This window comes from Streptomyces poonensis, assembly GCF_014650915.1.
GTDB lineage: Bacteria > Actinomycetota > Actinomycetes > Streptomycetales > Streptomycetaceae > Streptomyces > Streptomyces poonensis.
Genome location: NZ_BMVW01000015.1, coordinates 190348 through 206559 on the forward strand (window position 1 = coordinate 190348; position 16212 = coordinate 206559).

Annotated in this window: 12 protein-coding genes; 4 read left to right on the forward strand and 8 right to left on the reverse strand. The window is 72.6% G+C overall.

Annotated features, from left to right (window positions below; genetic code table 11):
- Positions 1-39: 39 nt before the first annotated feature.
- The 7 genes from murD to rsmH form a co-directional block, all read right to left on the reverse strand.
- Entirely contained in the window at positions 40-1470 is a 1431-nt protein-coding gene (gene murD / locus IE242_RS29420; protein WP_189864583.1) for a UDP-N-acetylmuramoyl-L-alanine--D-glutamate ligase, read from the reverse strand.
- Entirely contained in the window at positions 1452-2543 is a 1092-nt protein-coding gene (mraY, locus tag IE242_RS29425) for a phospho-N-acetylmuramoyl-pentapeptide-transferase (protein ID WP_189864680.1), read from the reverse strand. Before mraY ends, murD begins: the two co-directional genes overlap by 19 nt.
- On the reverse strand, positions 2543-3973 hold the full coding sequence (locus IE242_RS29430) for a UDP-N-acetylmuramoyl-tripeptide--D-alanyl-D-alanine ligase (RefSeq protein ID WP_189864585.1): 1431 nt from the start codon (positions 3971-3973) through the stop codon (positions 2543-2545). Before IE242_RS29430 ends, mraY begins: the two co-directional genes overlap by 1 nt.
- Before the next feature lie 4 nt (positions 3974-3977).
- The gene (locus tag IE242_RS29435; RefSeq protein WP_189864587.1) at positions 3978-5498 is read right to left on the reverse strand and encodes a UDP-N-acetylmuramoyl-L-alanyl-D-glutamate--2,6-diaminopimelate ligase; all 1521 of its coding nucleotides are present in this window, start codon (positions 5496-5498) and stop codon (positions 3978-3980) included.
- Positions 5499-5726: 228 nt separating this feature from the next.
- Entirely contained in the window at positions 5727-7700 is a 1974-nt protein-coding gene (locus IE242_RS29440) for a peptidoglycan D,D-transpeptidase FtsI family protein (protein ID WP_271208576.1), read from the reverse strand.
- Positions 7701-7705: 5 nt separating this feature from the next.
- Positions 7706-8257 carry a cell division protein FtsL gene (gene ftsL, locus IE242_RS29445; protein WP_189864591.1) on the reverse strand — a complete coding sequence of 184 codons (552 nt, stop codon included), beginning with the start codon at positions 8255-8257 and terminating at the stop codon, positions 7706-7708.
- Positions 8258-8388: 131 nt separating this feature from the next.
- Positions 8389-9345, reverse strand: coding sequence for a 16S rRNA (cytosine(1402)-N(4))-methyltransferase RsmH (gene rsmH, locus IE242_RS29450; protein ID WP_189864593.1), 957 nt, complete (start codon positions 9343-9345; stop codon positions 8389-8391).
- A gap of 448 nt (positions 9346-9793) precedes the next feature.
- Between rsmH and IE242_RS29455 the strand changes: the two genes are divergently transcribed.
- The 4 genes from IE242_RS29455 (at position 9794) to IE242_RS29470 (ending at position 15453) form a co-directional block, all read left to right on the forward strand.
- Positions 9794-10342 carry a beta-class carbonic anhydrase gene (locus IE242_RS29455; RefSeq protein WP_189864595.1) on the forward strand — a complete coding sequence of 183 codons (549 nt, stop codon included), beginning with the start codon at positions 9794-9796 and terminating at the stop codon, positions 10340-10342.
- Positions 10343-10643: 301 nt separating this feature from the next.
- Positions 10644-11681: an AAA family ATPase gene (locus IE242_RS29460; protein ID WP_189864597.1), complete on the forward strand. Its 1038-nt coding sequence runs from the start codon at positions 10644-10646 to the stop codon at positions 11679-11681.
- Entirely contained in the window at positions 11681-13051 is a 1371-nt protein-coding gene (locus IE242_RS29465; protein WP_189864599.1) for a DUF58 domain-containing protein, read from the forward strand. The genes IE242_RS29460 and IE242_RS29465 overlap by 1 nt, the downstream gene beginning before the upstream one ends.
- Complete coding sequence (locus tag IE242_RS29470) at positions 13048-15453, forward strand: transglutaminase TgpA family protein (RefSeq protein ID WP_189864601.1); 2406 nt, start codon at positions 13048-13050, stop codon at positions 15451-15453. Before IE242_RS29465 ends, IE242_RS29470 begins: the two co-directional genes overlap by 4 nt.
- Positions 15454-15738: 285 nt before the next feature.
- On the opposite strand, the gene IE242_RS29475 is transcribed toward IE242_RS29470, so the two are convergent.
- Positions 15739-16131: an SCO2097 family morphological protein gene (locus IE242_RS29475; protein WP_189864603.1), complete on the reverse strand. Its 393-nt coding sequence runs from the start codon at positions 16129-16131 to the stop codon at positions 15739-15741.
- Between the last annotated feature and the right edge of the window lie 81 nt (positions 16132-16212).

The following is a 16212-nucleotide window of genomic DNA, read 5'->3' on the forward strand; positions in this document are numbered from 1 at the left end:
AGGGTCCCGGGCGCGCCCGGACCGGCCCGGACGCGCCGTTCAGGCGCCGGCGGCGGCGAGTCCGCGGACGGCGTCCGCGAACGCGTCCCCGCGCTGGTTGTAGTTGGCGAACATGTCCATGGAGGCACAGGCCGGAGCCAGCAGCACCGTGTCGCCCGCGGCGGCGAGCCGCTGGGCCTCCCGGACGGCCGCGGGCATCGCCCCAGTGTCGGTCCGGTCGAGGTCCACGACCGGCACCTCGGGCGCGTGTCGCGCCAGCGCGTCCCGGATCAGGCCACGATCGGCGCCGATGAGAACGACCCCCTTGAGCCGCTTCGCCGACTTCGTCACCAGTTCGTCGAAGGTCGCGCCCTTGGCGAGCCCGCCCGCGATCCACACGATCGACTCGTACGCCGCCAACGAGGCTTCCGCCGCGTGGGTGTTGGTCGCCTTGGAGTCGTCGATGTACGCGACACCGTCCACGTCCGCCACGTGCGCGATGCGGTGCGCGTCCGGGGTGAAGGCCCGCAGACCGTCCCGTACGGCCGTGGCGGGTACCCCGAAGGCGCGGGCGAGGGCGGCGGCCGCGAGGGCGTTGGCGATGTTGTGCGGGGCCGGCGGGTTCACGTCCCCGACCTCGGCGAGCTCCTGGGCGTTCTTCTGCCGGTTCTCGACGAAGGCGCGGTCGACCAGGATGCCGTCGACGACACCGAGTTGGGACGGCCCGGGGGTGCCCAGCGTGAAGCCGACGGCCCGGCAGCCCTCCTCGACGTCCGCCTCGCGCACCAGGTCCTCGGTGGCCTTGTCGGCGACGTTGTAGACGCAGGCGATGCGGTTGCCCTCGTAGATGCGGCCCTTGTCGGCGGCGTACGCCTCCATGGAGCCGTGCCAGTCGAGGTGGTCCGGGGCGAGGTTCAGCACGGCCGCGGAGTGGGCGCGCAGGGACGGCGCCCAGTGCAGCTGGTAGCTGGACAGCTCCACGGCCAGGACGTCGTACGGCTCCTCGCTCAGCACGACGTCGACGATCGGGGTGCCGATGTTGCCGACCGCGGCCGTGCGCAGGCCCGCCGCGCGCAGGATCGACGCGAGCATCTGCGTGGTCGTGGTCTTGCCGTTGGTGCCGGTGACCGCGAGCCAGGGCGCGGCGTCCGGGCCGCGCAGCCGCCAGGCGATCTCCACGTCGCCGACGACGTCCACGCCCGCCTCGGCGGCCGCGGCGAACAGCGGTGACGTGGGCTTCCAGCCGGGCGAGGTGACGACCAGTCCGGTGCCCTCGGGCAGGGTGTCCGCGTCACCGAGCCGTACGGCGATGCCCTCGGTCTCCTCCAGCGAGACCGCGCGCTCGCGCAGCGCCTCGGAGTCGCCGCCGTCCACGACGGTGATCCGCGCGCCGAGGCCGGCCAGGGCGCGGGCGGCGCTGACGCCGCTCACGCCGAGGCCGGCGACGGTGATGTGCATGTCCTGCCAGGACGTCACTTGCCGGCCGCCCATCCCGCGTAGAAGATGCCGAGTCCGACGATCACGCAGATGCCCTGGATGATCCAGAAGCGGACCACCACAAGGACCTCGGACCAGCCTTTGAGTTCGAAGTGGTGCTGGAGTGGTGCCATCCGGAAGACGCGCTTGCCGGTGAGGCGGAACGAGCCGACCTGGATGACGACCGACATGGTGATGAGGACGAACAGGCCGCCGAGGAGGGCGAGCAGCAGCTCGGTGCGGGAGCAGATCGCGAGACCCGCGAGCGCGCCGCCGAGGGCCAGCGAGCCGGTGTCACCCATGAAGATCTTGGCGGGCGAGGTGTTCCACCACAGGAAGCCGAGGCAGGCGCCCATCAGCGCGGAGGCGACGACGGCGAGGTCCAGGGGATCTCGTACCTCGTAACAGGCGTCCGGGTTGATCAGCGTCTGCGCGTTGGCGCAGGACTCCTGGAACTGCCACACGCCGATGAAGGTGTACGCGCCGAAGACCAGCACGGAGGCGCCCGTGGCGAGACCGTCCAGACCGTCCGTGAGGTTCACGCCGTTCGACATGGCGAGGATCATGAACAGCGCCCAGACGACGAACAGCACCGGGCCGATGGACCAGCCGAAGTCCTGCACGAAGGAGAGCTTCGTGGAGGCCGGGGTGTTGCCGCGGTTGTCCGCGAACTGCAGCGAGAGCACCGCGAAGGCGATACCGACGATCAGCTGGCCGGCCATCTTCGCCTTGGCCCGCAGACCGAGCGACCGCCGCTTGACGATCTTGATGTAGTCGTCGAGGAAGCCGACCAGGCCCATGCCCGCCATCAGGCCGAGCACCAGCAGACCGGAGAAGGTCGGCGCCGCGTCGGCCTTGGGGTCCAGATAGACCGTGATCAGCTTGGCCCCGAAGTACGCGACGATCGTCGCCAGGATGAAGGCGATACCACCCATGGTGGGCGTACCGCGCTTGCTGCCGTGCGTCCGCGGGCCGTCGTCACGGATGTACTGGCCGTAGCCCTTGCGGGCGAGCAGCTTGATCAGCAGCGGGGTGCCGACCAGCGTCAGGAAGAGGCCAATGACTCCCGCGAACAGGATCTGCTTCATCATCGGCCGGCGACCTCACCCTCGGTACCGCTCTCCAGCAGCGCCTGCGCCACGCTCTCGAGCCCGACCGACCGGGACGCCTTCACGAGTACGACGTCTCCCGGGCGCAACTGACTGCGCAACAGGTCGACCGCCGCCTGTGCGTCGGACACGTGCACCGACTCCTCACCCCACGAACCCTCGTTATATGCGCCCAGTTGGAGCCAGGACGCTTCCCTGCCCCCGACCGCGACGAGCTTGCTGACGTTGAGCCGGACGGCGAGCCGTCCGACCGCGTCGTGCTCGGCGAGCGCCTCGTCCCCGAGCTCGGCCATCTTGCCGAGCACCGCCCACGTCCGGCCCCCCTTGGCCTGTGCGGCCTGGCCCATCGAGGCGAGCGCGCGCAGGGCGGCCCGCATGGACTCGGGGTTCGCGTTGTAGGCGTCGTTGACGACCGTCACGCCGTCCGGGCGCTCGGTGACCTCCATCCGCCAGCGGGAGAGGGAGCCCGCCTCGGAGAGCGCGGTGGCGATCTCTTCCGCGGACATGCCCAGCTCATGGGCGACGGCGGCCGCGGCGAGCGCGTTCGACACGTGGTGCTCACCGTACAGGCGCATCGTCACATCGCTTGCACCGGAGGGTGTGTGAAGCCTGAATGCGGGCTGTCCGCTGTCCGTGAGTCGCACGTTCTCGGCGCGTACGTCCGCTTCGTCGCTCTCCCCGAAGAGGAGCACCCTGGCCTTCGTACGGGACGCCATGGCGCGGACGAGGAGGTCGTCGGCGTTGAGGACCGCGACACCGCCCTCCTCTGCCGGAGGGAGGGCCTCGACCAGTTCGCCCTTCGCCTGCGCGATCTGCTCCCGGCCGCCGAACTCGCCGATGTGGGCGGAGCCGACGTTCAGGACGAGGCCGATCCTCGGGGGCGTGAGGCCGGTGAGGTAGCGGATGTGGCCGATGCCGCGGGCGCCCATCTCCAGGACGAGGAAACGGGTCTCCTCGGTGGCGCTGAGCGCGGTGAGCGGCAGGCCGATCTCGTTGTTGAGCGAGCCGGGCGTCCACACGGTCGGCGCCTTGCGCTGCAGCACCTGGGCGATGAGGTCCTTGGTGCTGGTCTTGCCGGCGGAGCCGGTGAGGGCGACGAGGGTGGCGCCGAGCTTGGCGACGACGTGGCGCGCGAGGGCGCCGAGGGCCGCCTGGACGTCCTCGACGACGATCGCGGGCACACCGACGGGCCGGGACGCGAGCACCGCGGCCGCGCCCGCCTCGACGACGGAAGCCGCGAAGTCGTGGCCGTCCACGCGCTCGCCGGCGAAGGCGACGAAGAGGCTGCCGGGCTCCGCGTCGCGGGAGTCCCGGACGACGGGTCCGGTGACGAGCGCCGACGGATCCGGTATGTCGTGCGTCTGCCCGCCGACGACTGCTGCGATCTCGGCGAGAGAGAGGGCGATCACAAGTTCATCCCTGGGTCTTCTGGATAGCTTCGCGAAGCACCTGGCGGTCGTCGAACGGACGGACCACCCCGGCGATGTCCTGGCCCTGCTCGTGTCCCTTGCCCGCGACCAGCACGGTGTCCCCGGGCTCGGCGCGGGACACGGCGGCGGCGACGGCGGCCGCCCGGTCCTCGAAGACCTGGACCTCGCCGCGCTCGTGCACCGGTACGGACGCCGCGCCCTGGAGCATGGTTGCGAGGATCGCGAGGGGGTCCTCGGAGCGGGGGTTGTCGGAGGTCAGTACGGCGGTGTCGGCGAGCCGGGCCGCGGCGGCGCCCATCGGGGCCCGCTTGGTGACGTCCCGGTCCCCGCCGCAGCCGAGGACGACGTGCAGCCGGCCCTCGGTGACCTTGCGGAGCGCCTTGAGGACCGACTCGACCGCGTCGGTCTTGTGCGCGTAGTCGACGACCGCGAGGTACGGCTGTCCGGCGTCCACGCGCTCCAGCCGGCCGGGCACGCCGGGCACGGCGGCGACGCCGTCCGCGGCGGCCTGCGGGTCGAGACCGGCGGCGGCGCAGGCGGCGATCGCGGCGAGGGTGTTGGCGACGTTGAAGGGCCCCGGCAGCGGCGACCTGGCGGCGATCCGCTCGCCCCGGGGGCCGAGGACGGTGAACGTGGAGTCCAGCGGGCCGATCCGGACCTCCACGGCGCGCCAGTCGGCGTCGGGGTGCCCCTCGGCGGAGAAGGTGACGACGGGGACGCCGGCCTCCTTCACCAGCCGGCGGCCGTACTCGTCGTCGACGTTGATCACGCCCTGTTTGCTGCGTGCGGGCGTGAAGAGCTGCGCCTTGGCCTGGAAGTAGTCCTCCATGCCGGAGTGGAACTCCATGTGCTCCGGGCTGAGGTTGGTGAAGACGGCGACGTCGAAGACGCAGCCGTCGACGCGGCCGAGGACCAGGGCGTGGCTGGAGACCTCCATGGCCACCGCCTCGACCCCGCGCTCGCGCATGACGGCGAACAGCGCCTGGAGGTCGGTGGCCTCGGGGGTGGTCCGCTCGGACTTGATGCGCTCGTCGCCGATGCGCATCTCGACGGTGCCGATCAGCCCGGTGCTGCGGGCCGTCCGCAGGCCGCCCTCGACGAGGTACGCCGTCGTGGTCTTGCCGGAGGTGCCGGTGATACCGATCTGGAGCAGGTCGTTCCCGGGCCGGCCGTAGATCGTGGCCGCCAGTTCGCCCATCCGCGCGCGCGGGTCGTCGGCGACGAGGACGGGCAGTCCGGTGGCGGCGGCGCGCTCGGCGCCCGTCGGGTCGGTCAGCACGGCGACCGCGCCGAGCCCGGCCGCCTGGGTCACGAAGTCGGCGCCGTGGGCGCGGGCGCCCGGCAGGGCGGCGTACAGGTCGCCGGGGCGCACGGCGCGCGAGTCATGGGTGATGCCCGTGACCTCGGCGGCGCTCTCCGGCGTGGTGGCACCCAGCTGACCGGCGAGCTCCGCGAGGGGTGTGGCGGAGACCTGAACCGGCCTGGGCGGCCCCGGATATGTCACGGAAGCGCCCTTCTGGGTGGTTTGGGACTGATCAGCGTGTGGCACGGCGGTGAGCGTACCGGGCTCACCCCCGCCGGAGCGAAGCGAGGCGCCGGGCGGGGTATCCGGCGGTACGTGGTTCCCGGGATCGGGAGTGATCGTGGTCACGGGCTGGTTCCTGGTGGGTTCTCGTGCGGTGCTGATCGGTCGGTGTGCCCTGACGGCGCCGTGCGGATGCGCCGGCGCCGGTCAGGGCTTGAAGGTGACGGGCAGGTTCGCGGGCCCGGCCCCGGTGGGCGGGACCTGGAGGGTCTTCAGCGCGAACTGCATGACCTCCTTGTAGATGGGTCCGCAGATCTGGCCGCCGAAGTAGCTGCCCTCGGTGGCGTTCTGGATGGCGCAGTAGACGGTGACGCGCGGGTTGTCCGCGGGGGCGAACCCGGCGAACGACGAGGTGTAGCCGCGGTACTTGCCGGTGGCCGGATCCACTCGGTTCGCGGTGCCCGTCTTGCCCGCGACGCGGTAGCCGGGGATGCGTGCCTTGGTGCCGGTTCCCTCCTCGTCGTCGACGACGGACTCCAGCATCCGGGCGAGCGTTTTGGCCGTCTTCTCGCTCACGACCCGTGTCTTCTCGGGCTCGGGGGCGGGGGTGAAGCGGCCGTCGGGTCCCTCGGTGCCGCGGACGAGGGTGGGTTCGACGCGTACGCCGCCGTTGGCGATGGTCGAGTAGACGGAGGCCGCCTGCATCGCGTTGATGGAGACGCCCTGGCCGAAAGGGATCGTGTACTGCTGTGAGGTCGACCAGTCCCCCGGGTCCGCGAGGATGCCCTTGGTCTCGCCGGGGAAGCCCAGCCCGGTCGCGCTGCCGAGGCCGAACCTGCGCAGGTACGAGTAGAGCACCTGGTTGGCCTCCTTCTGCGTGTCGCCGAGCTGGCCGGTCGCCAGGATGGTGCCGATGTTGCTGGACTTGGCGAGCACGCCGTTGAGCGTCAGGTACCAGGTCGGGTGGTCGACGTCGTCCTGGAAGAGCCGGTCGCCGCGGTGCAGGCGGTTGGGCACGGTGACGCGGGTCGTCGGGGTGGCGACGTTCTCCTCCAGCACGGCGGCCATCGACATGACCTTGGCGGTGGAGCCGGGCTCGAAGGCGTCCTGGAGGGCCGCGTTGCCGAGCGCGTCCGGGTTCGCCTGCGACAGGTCGTTGGGGTCGAAGCCGGGCGAGTTGGCCATGGCGAGGATCTCGCCGGTCCGCGTGTCCTGCACGATCACGTAGCCGCGGTCCGCCCTGGACTTCTTCACCTGCTCGGTGATGGCGTTCTGGGCGGCCCACTGGATGTCGCGGTCGAGGGTGAGCTCCACGTCGGAGCCGGGCACGGCGGGGGTCTCGGTGGAGCCCGCGGTGGGCACCTGGCGGCCGCCGGACTGGGCGTAGCGGATCTTGCCGTCCTTGCCGGACAGCTCCTCGTTCAGCTGCTGCTCGACGCCCCCGCCGCCCTTGCCGTCGGCGCTGACCCAGCCCAGTATCCCGGCGGCGAGGTCGCCGTTCGGGTACACGCGCTTGCTGCTGGGGTCCTGGAAGACGCCGGACAGCACGTTCACCGTGCCGGGGTCCTGGTCGGCCTTCTTCGAGAGCGCCGTCTTCAGGTCGCTGATCTGCTTCCAGACCTGCGGGGTCTGGCGGCGGGCGAGCAGGACGTACCGGGTCTTCTTGGTCCGCAGCTTCTCCGCGATCTCCGTCTCGTCCTGGCCGAGGATCGGCGCGAGGAGCTCGGCCGCCTGCTCGGGGGCGTCGGAGATCTTCGTCTCCTTGCGGGTGAACATCGTGGGGTCGGCCGTGATGTCGTGCGCGTCGACGCTGATCGCCAGGGCCACCCCGTCGCGGTCGGTGATCCCGCCGCGAGCGGCGGCCAGGGTGTGCACCACGTAGCGGTTCTGCTGGGCCTTGGCGGCGTACTCGCCGGCGTCGACGGCCTGCACCTGGAGCAGCCGTACGACGAAGGCGATCATCACCAGGGTCAGCGCGAGGCTGACCAGGCGCAGCCGGGGGCGGGGACTGCCGAGCCGGATGGTGCGCGGGGCCCCGGAGCGGGTGGTGCCGGGGCGTGAGGTTCCCGGGCGGCGTGCGGGGCGGGCGCCGGGGCCCGGGCCGGGCCTGCGCCGGCCGTCCGGACGTACGGGCCGGGCGGGTTTGGGTACGCGGCGGCGCGGCGGTTCCCTGTCGGACACTGACGTCACCTGCCGGAGGTCGGGGCGGACTGCGGGGGCCGGGTGAGCTGTGCGGACGGTGCGACCGCGGTCTGCGTGGCCGGTGCCGGGGCGGCCCCGGGCGTGGACGCCGAGGGAGCGGGCGCCGGGCTCGCGGGCGGCTGCGCGGCGCTCTGCTCGGGCGCGAGGGCCGGGGGTACGGCCGCGGAGCGCGCCGTGGCGGGGCTCGGTACACCTTTCACGGTGCCGTCGGGGTTCAGGAAGGCGGGCACGCCGCCGGGGACCATGCCCAGCTCGCGGGCGCGGCGCTGGAGGGCGTCGGGGGCCGCGTACGCGTCCACGTCCCGCTGGAGCGCCTGCTCCTCGTCGGTGAGGGCCTTGGTGTCCTGCTCGAGGTCGTCCAGCCTGAACGACCCCTCGCTGAGCGCGGAGTTCAGCACGAGCAGGCCGATGAGACCGCCGCCCAGGAGCAGGACGACCAGGAGGACGAAGGGGGTGCGCGCGGCCTGGCCGGACGCCATGGGGAAGAGCCGTGCGAGCCGGGCGGCGCGCCCCCTCAGCTCGGGTTTCCTAGGCACACGCCCTCCCTGCCGGTCGACTCACGCGCCCTCGCACCCCTCGCCCCTCCTTGTCGTCCTTCTCGGGCATGCCTCACGCTCTTCACGCCTCAGGCCGCAGACCTCAGACCTCAGACCTCAGACCTCAGACCTCACTCGACGGTCTCGCGGATGCGCTCCGCTCCCCGCAGCCGGGCGGGAGCGGCCCGCCGGTTCTCGGCGACCTCCTCCTCGGTGGGAAGTTCGGCACCGCGGGTGAGCAGCTTGAGCCGGGGCTGGTAGCGCTCGGGGACGACGGGCAGCCCGGGCGGCGCGGTGGAGGCCGCCCCCGCCGCGAACACCTGCTTCACCAGCCGGTCCTCCAGCGAGTGGTACGACAGGACCGCGATCCGGCCGCCGACCGCGAGCGCCTCCACGGCCGCGGGGATCGCCCTCTCCAGGACGGACAGTTCGCCGTTGACCTCGATGCGCAGCGCCTGGAACGTGCGCTTGGCGGGGTTGCCGCCGGTGCGCTTGGCGGCCTGCGGCAGGGCGTCGCGGATCAGCTCGACGAGCCGCGCGCTGTTCGTGAACGGCTCCTTCTCGCGCTCGCGCACGATCGCGGAGACGATCCGCTTGGCCTGCTTCTCCTCGCCGTACGCCCGGAGGATCCGCACCAGCTCACCGGCCGGATAGGTGTTGAGCACCTCGGCCGCGCTCATCCCCGTCGTCTGGTCCATGCGCATGTCGAGCGGGGCGTCCTGGGCGTAGGCGAAGCCGCGGTCGGCCTCGTCGAGCTGCATGGAGGAGACCCCGAGGTCGAACAGGACACCCTGCACGCGCGGGATGCCGAGGCGGTCGAGCACATCGGGCAGTTCGTCGTAGACGGCGTGCACCAGGGTGGCGCGCTCCCCGTACGGTGCGAGCCGCTCACCGGACAGACGCAGCGCCTCCTTGTCGCGGTCCAGGGCGACGAGCCGGGCCTCGGGAAACCGCGTGAGGAGCGCCTCGCTGTGCCCGCCGAGCCCGAGGGTGCAGTCGACCACGACGGCTCCCGGCTCCGTGAGCGCCGGGGCCAGCATGTCCAGGCACCGCTGGAGCATGACGGGAACGTGGCGGCTGTTGCTCAAGGGGCCCTCTCAGGTCCGGCGCGACCGTACGCACCGCCGCGGGTCCCCGCCGTCCCCCGGGCTGACGCCGGGAGGTCCCCCCCGGTGACGGGGGCGGCCCGCCGGCGCTTCAGAGCGTCAGCCGGCCGGGAGCGGGAGAAGGCCGAGCCGTACGTACGCGCCGCGCACGCGGGGAGACACCGGACGGTCGCCGGCTCTCCTGGGATGTCAGTCCAGCAGGGGGAACCTCGCCTCCCGCTTCGCGTCACTTTAGTCCACGGTTTCCCGCGGTCAATCAACCGGCCTGCGCGTCGCGGTCCCGCCCCGCGGCAGGCGGCGAAGAGAGCGCAATCACCCATACGGACGCGCTCGCGCGGGGCGTGTGGGGTACCTCACAACCAGCGCCGCCCGTGTTCCTCGTCCCTGCCCAGGACGCGCCCCGGCCCGGTTGACCAGTAACGTCATAGGCATGACGACTTCCGCATCAGTTCCCACCGGACCCGAAGGCGCCATACCCGCCGGGGGCACCGTCACCGACCAGCTGGTGGAGGCGAACCAGCAATACGCCGAGGCTTTCACCGACCCGGGCATGGACGCGCGTCCCGTCCGCCAGGTCGCGGTCGTGGCCTGTATGGACGCCCGCCTCGACCTGCATGCCGCGCTCGGCCTGGAGCTGGGCGACTGTCACACCATCCGCAACGCGGGCGGGGTCGTCACCGACGACGTGATCCGCTCCCTGACCATCAGCCAGCGGGCGCTCGGCACCCGCAGCGTCGTCCTGATCCACCACACGGGCTGCGGCCTGGAGTCCCTCACCGAGGAGTTCCGGCACGAGCTCGAGATGGAGATCGGCCAGCGCCCGTCGTGGGCGGTGGAGTCGTTCCGGGACGTCGACCAGGACGTGCGGCAGTCGATGCGGCGCGTGCGCACCTCGCCCTTCCTGCTGCACACCGACGACGTGCGCGGTTTTGTCTTCGATGTGAAGACGGGTCTGCTGCGCGAGATCGAAGCCGCGTAGGACACGCCCCGTATTCGTCACCCGGCACGGGGCACGCACTCGAAGCCCGTCGGCCACGCCGCCGTACCGATTCTGCCGCGCCTGAAACACCGCGAGTCCGGCATATCGCCGGCAGTTGTCCACAGGCGAGTGACACGAATCGGTAACGGCGGCAAGAATGCGGGTGTGGCGTCACGCGGAACTTTTCGCGCGTGGTGTCCGTGATTCGGGGTGGGCCGGTCCGCAACGCGGAGCGTCGGCCCGGGGAGTTGGGGGTGTCCCCTGCTCTCGCAGCGCTAGGGGAAGGGCCGAGGAGGGCCGGGTGACGACCTATGACGAACGAGCGAGCCTTACTGATCTGACCGCCACTGTGGATCGCGTCCGCAGTTCGGTAGAAGAGGTGATCGAGGGCAAGCCGGAGGTCGTACGGCTTTCGCTGACGGTGCTGCTCGCCGAGGGACATCTGCTGATCGAGGACGTGCCCGGCGTCGGCAAGACCATGCTGGCCAAGGCGCTGGCGCGGTCCATCGACTGCTCGGTGCGGCGCATCCAGTTCACGCCGGACCTGCTGCCGTCGGACATCACCGGCGTGTCCATCTGGGACCAGCAGCGGCGGGACTTCGAGTTCAAGCCGGGGGCGATCTTCGCGCAGATCGTGATCGGCGACGAGATCAACCGCGCCTCGCCCAAGACGCAGTCCGCGCTCCTGGAGTCGATGGAGGAGCGCCAGGTCACCATCGACGGCAAGACCTACGAGCTGCCGAGCCCCTTCATGGTGGTGGCCACGCAGAACCCGATGGAGATGGAGGGCACCTATCCGCTCCCGGAGGCGCAGCGCGACCGCTTCATGGCGCGCGTCTCCGTCGGCTATCCGAGCGCGGACGCGGAGCTGCGGATGCTGGACGTCCACGGCGGTGTCTCGCCGCTGGAGGACCTGCAGCCGGTGGCCCACGCGCACGAGATCGTCAAGCTGGTGGAGGCCGTACGGGGCGTGCACGTCTCGGAGGCCGTCCGGCGGTACGCGGTCGATCTCGTGGGGGCCACCCGCACCCACCCCGACCTGAGACTCGGCGCCTCGCCGCGCGCCACGCTGCATCTGCTGCGCGCGGCGAAGGCCTCCGCCGCCCTCAGCGGCCGGGAGTACGCGCTGCCGGACGACCTGCAGGCGCTCGCCGTCGCGGTGCTGGCCCACCGTCTGCTGCCCACCGCCCAGGCCCAGTTGAACCGCCGGACCGCCGAGCAGGTCGTCGAGGAGATCCTGCAGCGCACGCCCGTCCCCGCGGCGGCGCCCCCGCCGCCCAGCGGCTTCCCGACGGTCCCCGGCACGTCCGCGTACGGCCGGCCGCCCCGGAGGCTGTGATGACCCCCGCGGCGCCGGCTGCCGGCCCGGACCGCGCCGACGGCAAGGGCGGCCTGCGCACGGTGTTCGACGGCCTCACCACCCGCGGACGCTCCTTCCTCGCCGCCGGGGTCGCCGCCGCCGTCTGCGCCTATGTCCTCGGGCAGGGGGATCTGCTCCGCGTCGGCCTGCTGCTCGCCGTGCTGCCGGCGGTCTGCGCGATCGTGCTGTACCGCACGCGCTACCGCGTCGCGGGCAGCCGCCGCCTGTCCCCCGCGCGCGTGCCGGCCGGTACCGAGGCCCGCGTCCATCTGCGGATGGACAACGTCTCACGGCTGCCGACGGGAGTGCTGATGCTCCAGGACCGGGTGCCGTACGTGCTCGGTCCGCGCCCGCGGTTCGTCCTGGACCGGGTGGAGGCGGGCGGCCGCCGCGAGGTGTCGTACCGGGTGCGCTCGGACCTGCGGGGCCGCTATCCGCTGGGGCCGCTCCAGCTGCGGCTGGCCGACCCGTTCGGCATGTGCGAACTCACCCGCTCCTTCTCGACGTACGACACCCTGACGGTCATCCCGCGCGTGGAGCCCCTGCCGCCGGTGCGCCTGAGCGGCGAGGCCAAGGGGTACGGCGACGGGCGGCAGCGCTCGCTGGCCCTCGCGGGCGAGGACGACGTGATCCCGCGCGGGTACCGGCACGGCGACGATCTGCGCCGGGTGCACTGGCGCTCGACCGCCCGCTACGGCGAGCTGATGGTGCGCCGTGAGGAGCAGCCGCAGCGCGCCCGCTGCACGGTGCTGCTGGACACCCGGGGCATCGCCTACGAGGGCGCGGGCCCGGACTCGGCCTTCGAGTGGGCGGTCTCCGGCACGGCGTCCGTGCTGGCGCACATGCTGGAGCGGGGCTTCTCCGTACGGTTGCTGACGGACACCGGCAGTTCGGTGCCCGGGGAGGGCGCCGACGGGTTCACGGGCGCCGGCCAGGAGTCGGCCGACGCGGCGGGCCTGATGATGGACATGCTCGCGGTGATCGACCACTCCGACGGCGCCGGCCTGTCGCGCGCGTACGACGTGCTGCGCGGCGGGCAGGAGGGACTGCTGGTGGCCTTCCTCGGCGATCTCGACGAGGAGCAGGCCGCCCTGGTCGGCCGGATGCGCCGGCGCAGCGGCGGGGCTGTCGCCTTCCTCCTGGACAGCGAGGCGTGGGGGCACGGTCCCACCGACGTGCCCGCCCCCGGCGCGGGGCGGCGGAGCGAGAAGACGCTGCGGATGCTCCATGAGGCGGGCTGGACGGCCCTGCGGGTGCCGCGCGGCGCCGCGCTGACGGACCTGTGGCGTCAGGCGGAGCGGCAGCGCACGGCCGTCGCGGCGGCGAGCGGTACGGAGGGACGGTCATGAGCGGCGGGGCGAGACTGACGCTGTGCTCCTGGGCCGCCACCCTGATGGCGGCGTGCGCGCTGCTGCCGCTGGTCGGCGACAGCCTGTGGATCTGGCAGGCGGCGCTGCTGCTGGGCGTGCAGAGTGGAGTGGGCGCGCTGACCCGCGCCGTGCCGCTGGCCCGGCCGCTGACCGTGGCGGCCCAGGTGCTGGTGACGCTGCTGCTGCTCACCTGGGTGTTCGCCCGGGACCAGGCCGTCGCCGGCATCGTTCCGGGTCCGCGGGTCTTCGAGCATTTCGCGCATCTGCTGCAGGCGGGCGCGGAGGACGTCGGGGAGTACGCGACTCCCGCCCCGCTGACCGACGGCATCGAACTGATGGTGGTCGGCGGGGTGCTGGTGATCGGGCTCCTGGTGGACGCCCTCGCGGTGACGTTCCGCACGGCCGCCCCCGCCGGGCTTCCGCTGCTCGCGCTGTACTCGGTCGCCGCGGGGCTGTCCGACGACTCGGCGTGGCTGCGGCCGCTGCTGTTGTTCGCGGTCGCCGCGGTGGGCTATCTGATGCTGCTGCTGGCCGAGAGCCGGGAGCGGCTGTCGCAGTGGGGCCGGGTCTTCAGCGGCGCCCCGGGCGGAGCGGGGACGGAGTCCGGCGGTGCCGCGGTCGCCCCCGTCCGTACCGGCCGGCGCATCGGTGCGGTGGCGCTGGGCATCGCCCTGGTGGTGCCGCTCGGCCCGACCGCGCTGGGCGGCGGGCTGCTGGACGGCACCGGCGCCGGGGTGGGCTCGGGCTCCGGGGGCGGCGGCACCATCTCCGCGGTGAACCCGCTGGTGTCGCTGCGCGACAGCCTGAACGTGGACCAGGACCGCCAGGTGATGTCGTACCGCACCAACACCGACGACACGCAGGACATGTATCTGCGGATCGTCTCCCTGGACAAGTTCGACGGCACGGCCTGGAAGCCGGCCCAGCGGCGCATCGAGGACGTGCCGGACACGTTCCCGGCTCCCCGGGGGCTCGGCCCCGACATCAGGCGGACCGAGATCGAGACCCGGATCTCCGCGGCGAAGGACTACGGGCAGGACTGGCTGCCGATGCCGTTCCCGGCGACGGCCGTGGACATCGGCGGCGACTGGCGCTACGAGCCGGTGGGCCGCACCCTCGTCGGCGACCACGGGCAGAACACCCGGGGCATGAGCTACGGGGTCCGGAGCCTGATCGTGCAGCCGACCGCGGAACAGCTCGCGGGCGCGCCGGAGGCCTCGGCCGAGCTCAGGCGCGAGTTCACGGACGTACCGCGGTCGCTGCCCCCGGTCGTGGCACGGACGGCGCGTGAGGTGACCGCGGGCTCGTCGAACGACTACGAGCGGGCGGTCAAGCTCCAGGACTGGTTCGCGGTGGGCGGCGGCTTCACCTACGACACACAGGTGGAGGTGGGCAGCGGTTCGGCCGCGATAGCGCGGTTCCTGAGGGACAAGGAGGGCTTCTGCGTCCACTTCTCCTTCGCGATGGCCGCGATGGCCCGCACGCTGGACATACCGGCGCGGGTCGCGGTGGGCTTCACGCCCGGTTCGCCGCAGGCGGACGGTTCGATGACGGTGGGCCTGCGGGACGCGCACGCATGGCCGGAGCTGTACTTCGAGGGCGTGGGCTGGACCCGTTTCGAACCGACCCCGACCCGTGGGACGACCCCCTCGTACACACGGACCGAGGCACCGGACGGCAGTGGTCTGCCGGACGTGGCCCGGCCCTCGCAGTCGGCGGCCGCCGAGCCGTCGGCCGCGCCGTCGGCGAGCGAGAGCTGCACCTTGCAGCAGCGGAGGCTGGACGGGTGCGGGAGCGAGTCCCCGGCGGCTGCGGCGGACGCGCATGACGACGGCCCGCCCTGGTGGCTGTACCCGTACCCGGTGGTGCCCCTGGGGGTCCTCGTGGTGGTGGCGCTGCCGCTGCTGCCCCTGCTGTGGCGACAGCGGATACGCGCCGTACGGCTCGGTTCCCACGGCCGTACGGCCGAGGGCGCGGCCGCCCACACGCTGGCGGCGTGGCAGGAGGTGACCGACACGGCGTGGGACTTCGGGATCGCGCCGGACGAGTCGCAGACGCCGCGCAAGGCCGCCGCGCGGATCGTACGGCTCGGTCAGCTGGACGAACCGGCGACGGCGGCGCTGCACCGTCTGGCGGGAGCGGTGGAACAGGTTCTCTACGCCCCGCGTCCGTACCCGGTGCCGGGAGTCGCCGAGGACGCCCGCAGAGTCGCGGTCGCCCTCGGTGCGCGGGCCGACCGTGGCACGCGGCTGCGGGCCCTGCTGATCCCGCGGTCGACCGTCCGGGTGGTCTGGGCGGCGTCGGCCCGCTGGGCGGCGCTCAGGAGGGAGCTCTCGGCCCGCCGCCCCACGCTGCGCCGCCCGTCCGGCCAGAACGGGTGAGGGAGCGGAGGAACGAGAGGCTGACCGCCGTCCGGCTCACCGGTCGACCGGCGGGAACGGCTTGACCGGCTGGAACGGATGGTGGCTGCCCGCCGGGGTCCCCTCGGCGGGCAGCCCCGGTGTTTCGGCTGTCGGTGCGGTGCCTCGGTGGGCAGCCCGATGTCTCGGCGGCCGGACGTGAGCCGCCGGGCCCGGGCATGTTCGAGCAGGCACGTTTGAGGGGTGACCGTCCGGTGGACGGTCACCCCTCGAACGTTGCTGTAGGTGTGGGCAGCCCGGTCGGACCTAGTGGCCCTGCTCGTCGCGGCGACGCTGCCAGCGCTGTTCGATGCGGTCCATCATGGAGCGGCGCTGTCGTGGGCTGCGGGCGCCGCCGGCAGCGCCGGACGGCTGCTCACCCGGCTTGGGGGCCTTGCGCCAGCCGGTGACGGCGAGCACTGCGCAGCCCAGCATGACGAGGAACCCCACCACGCTGACCCAGATGATCTCTTGTACGACCATTCCGGCCATGAGGAGCGCGATACCCACCAGGAAGCCCACGACCGCTTGGTAGACCCGTCGCCGGGTGTACGTACGCAGCCCGCTTCCCTCAAGCGCTGTCGCGAACTTGGGATCTTCGGCGTACAGCGCTCGCTCCATCTGCTCGAGCATTCGCTGCTCGTGCTCCGAGAGCGGCACGGAGTCCTCCTCATCGTGCGGTCGCCAGGGCGACCCAGGGGGTCCTCTTCAGGATAGGCAGGGAATCGCCCCCGTGAAACC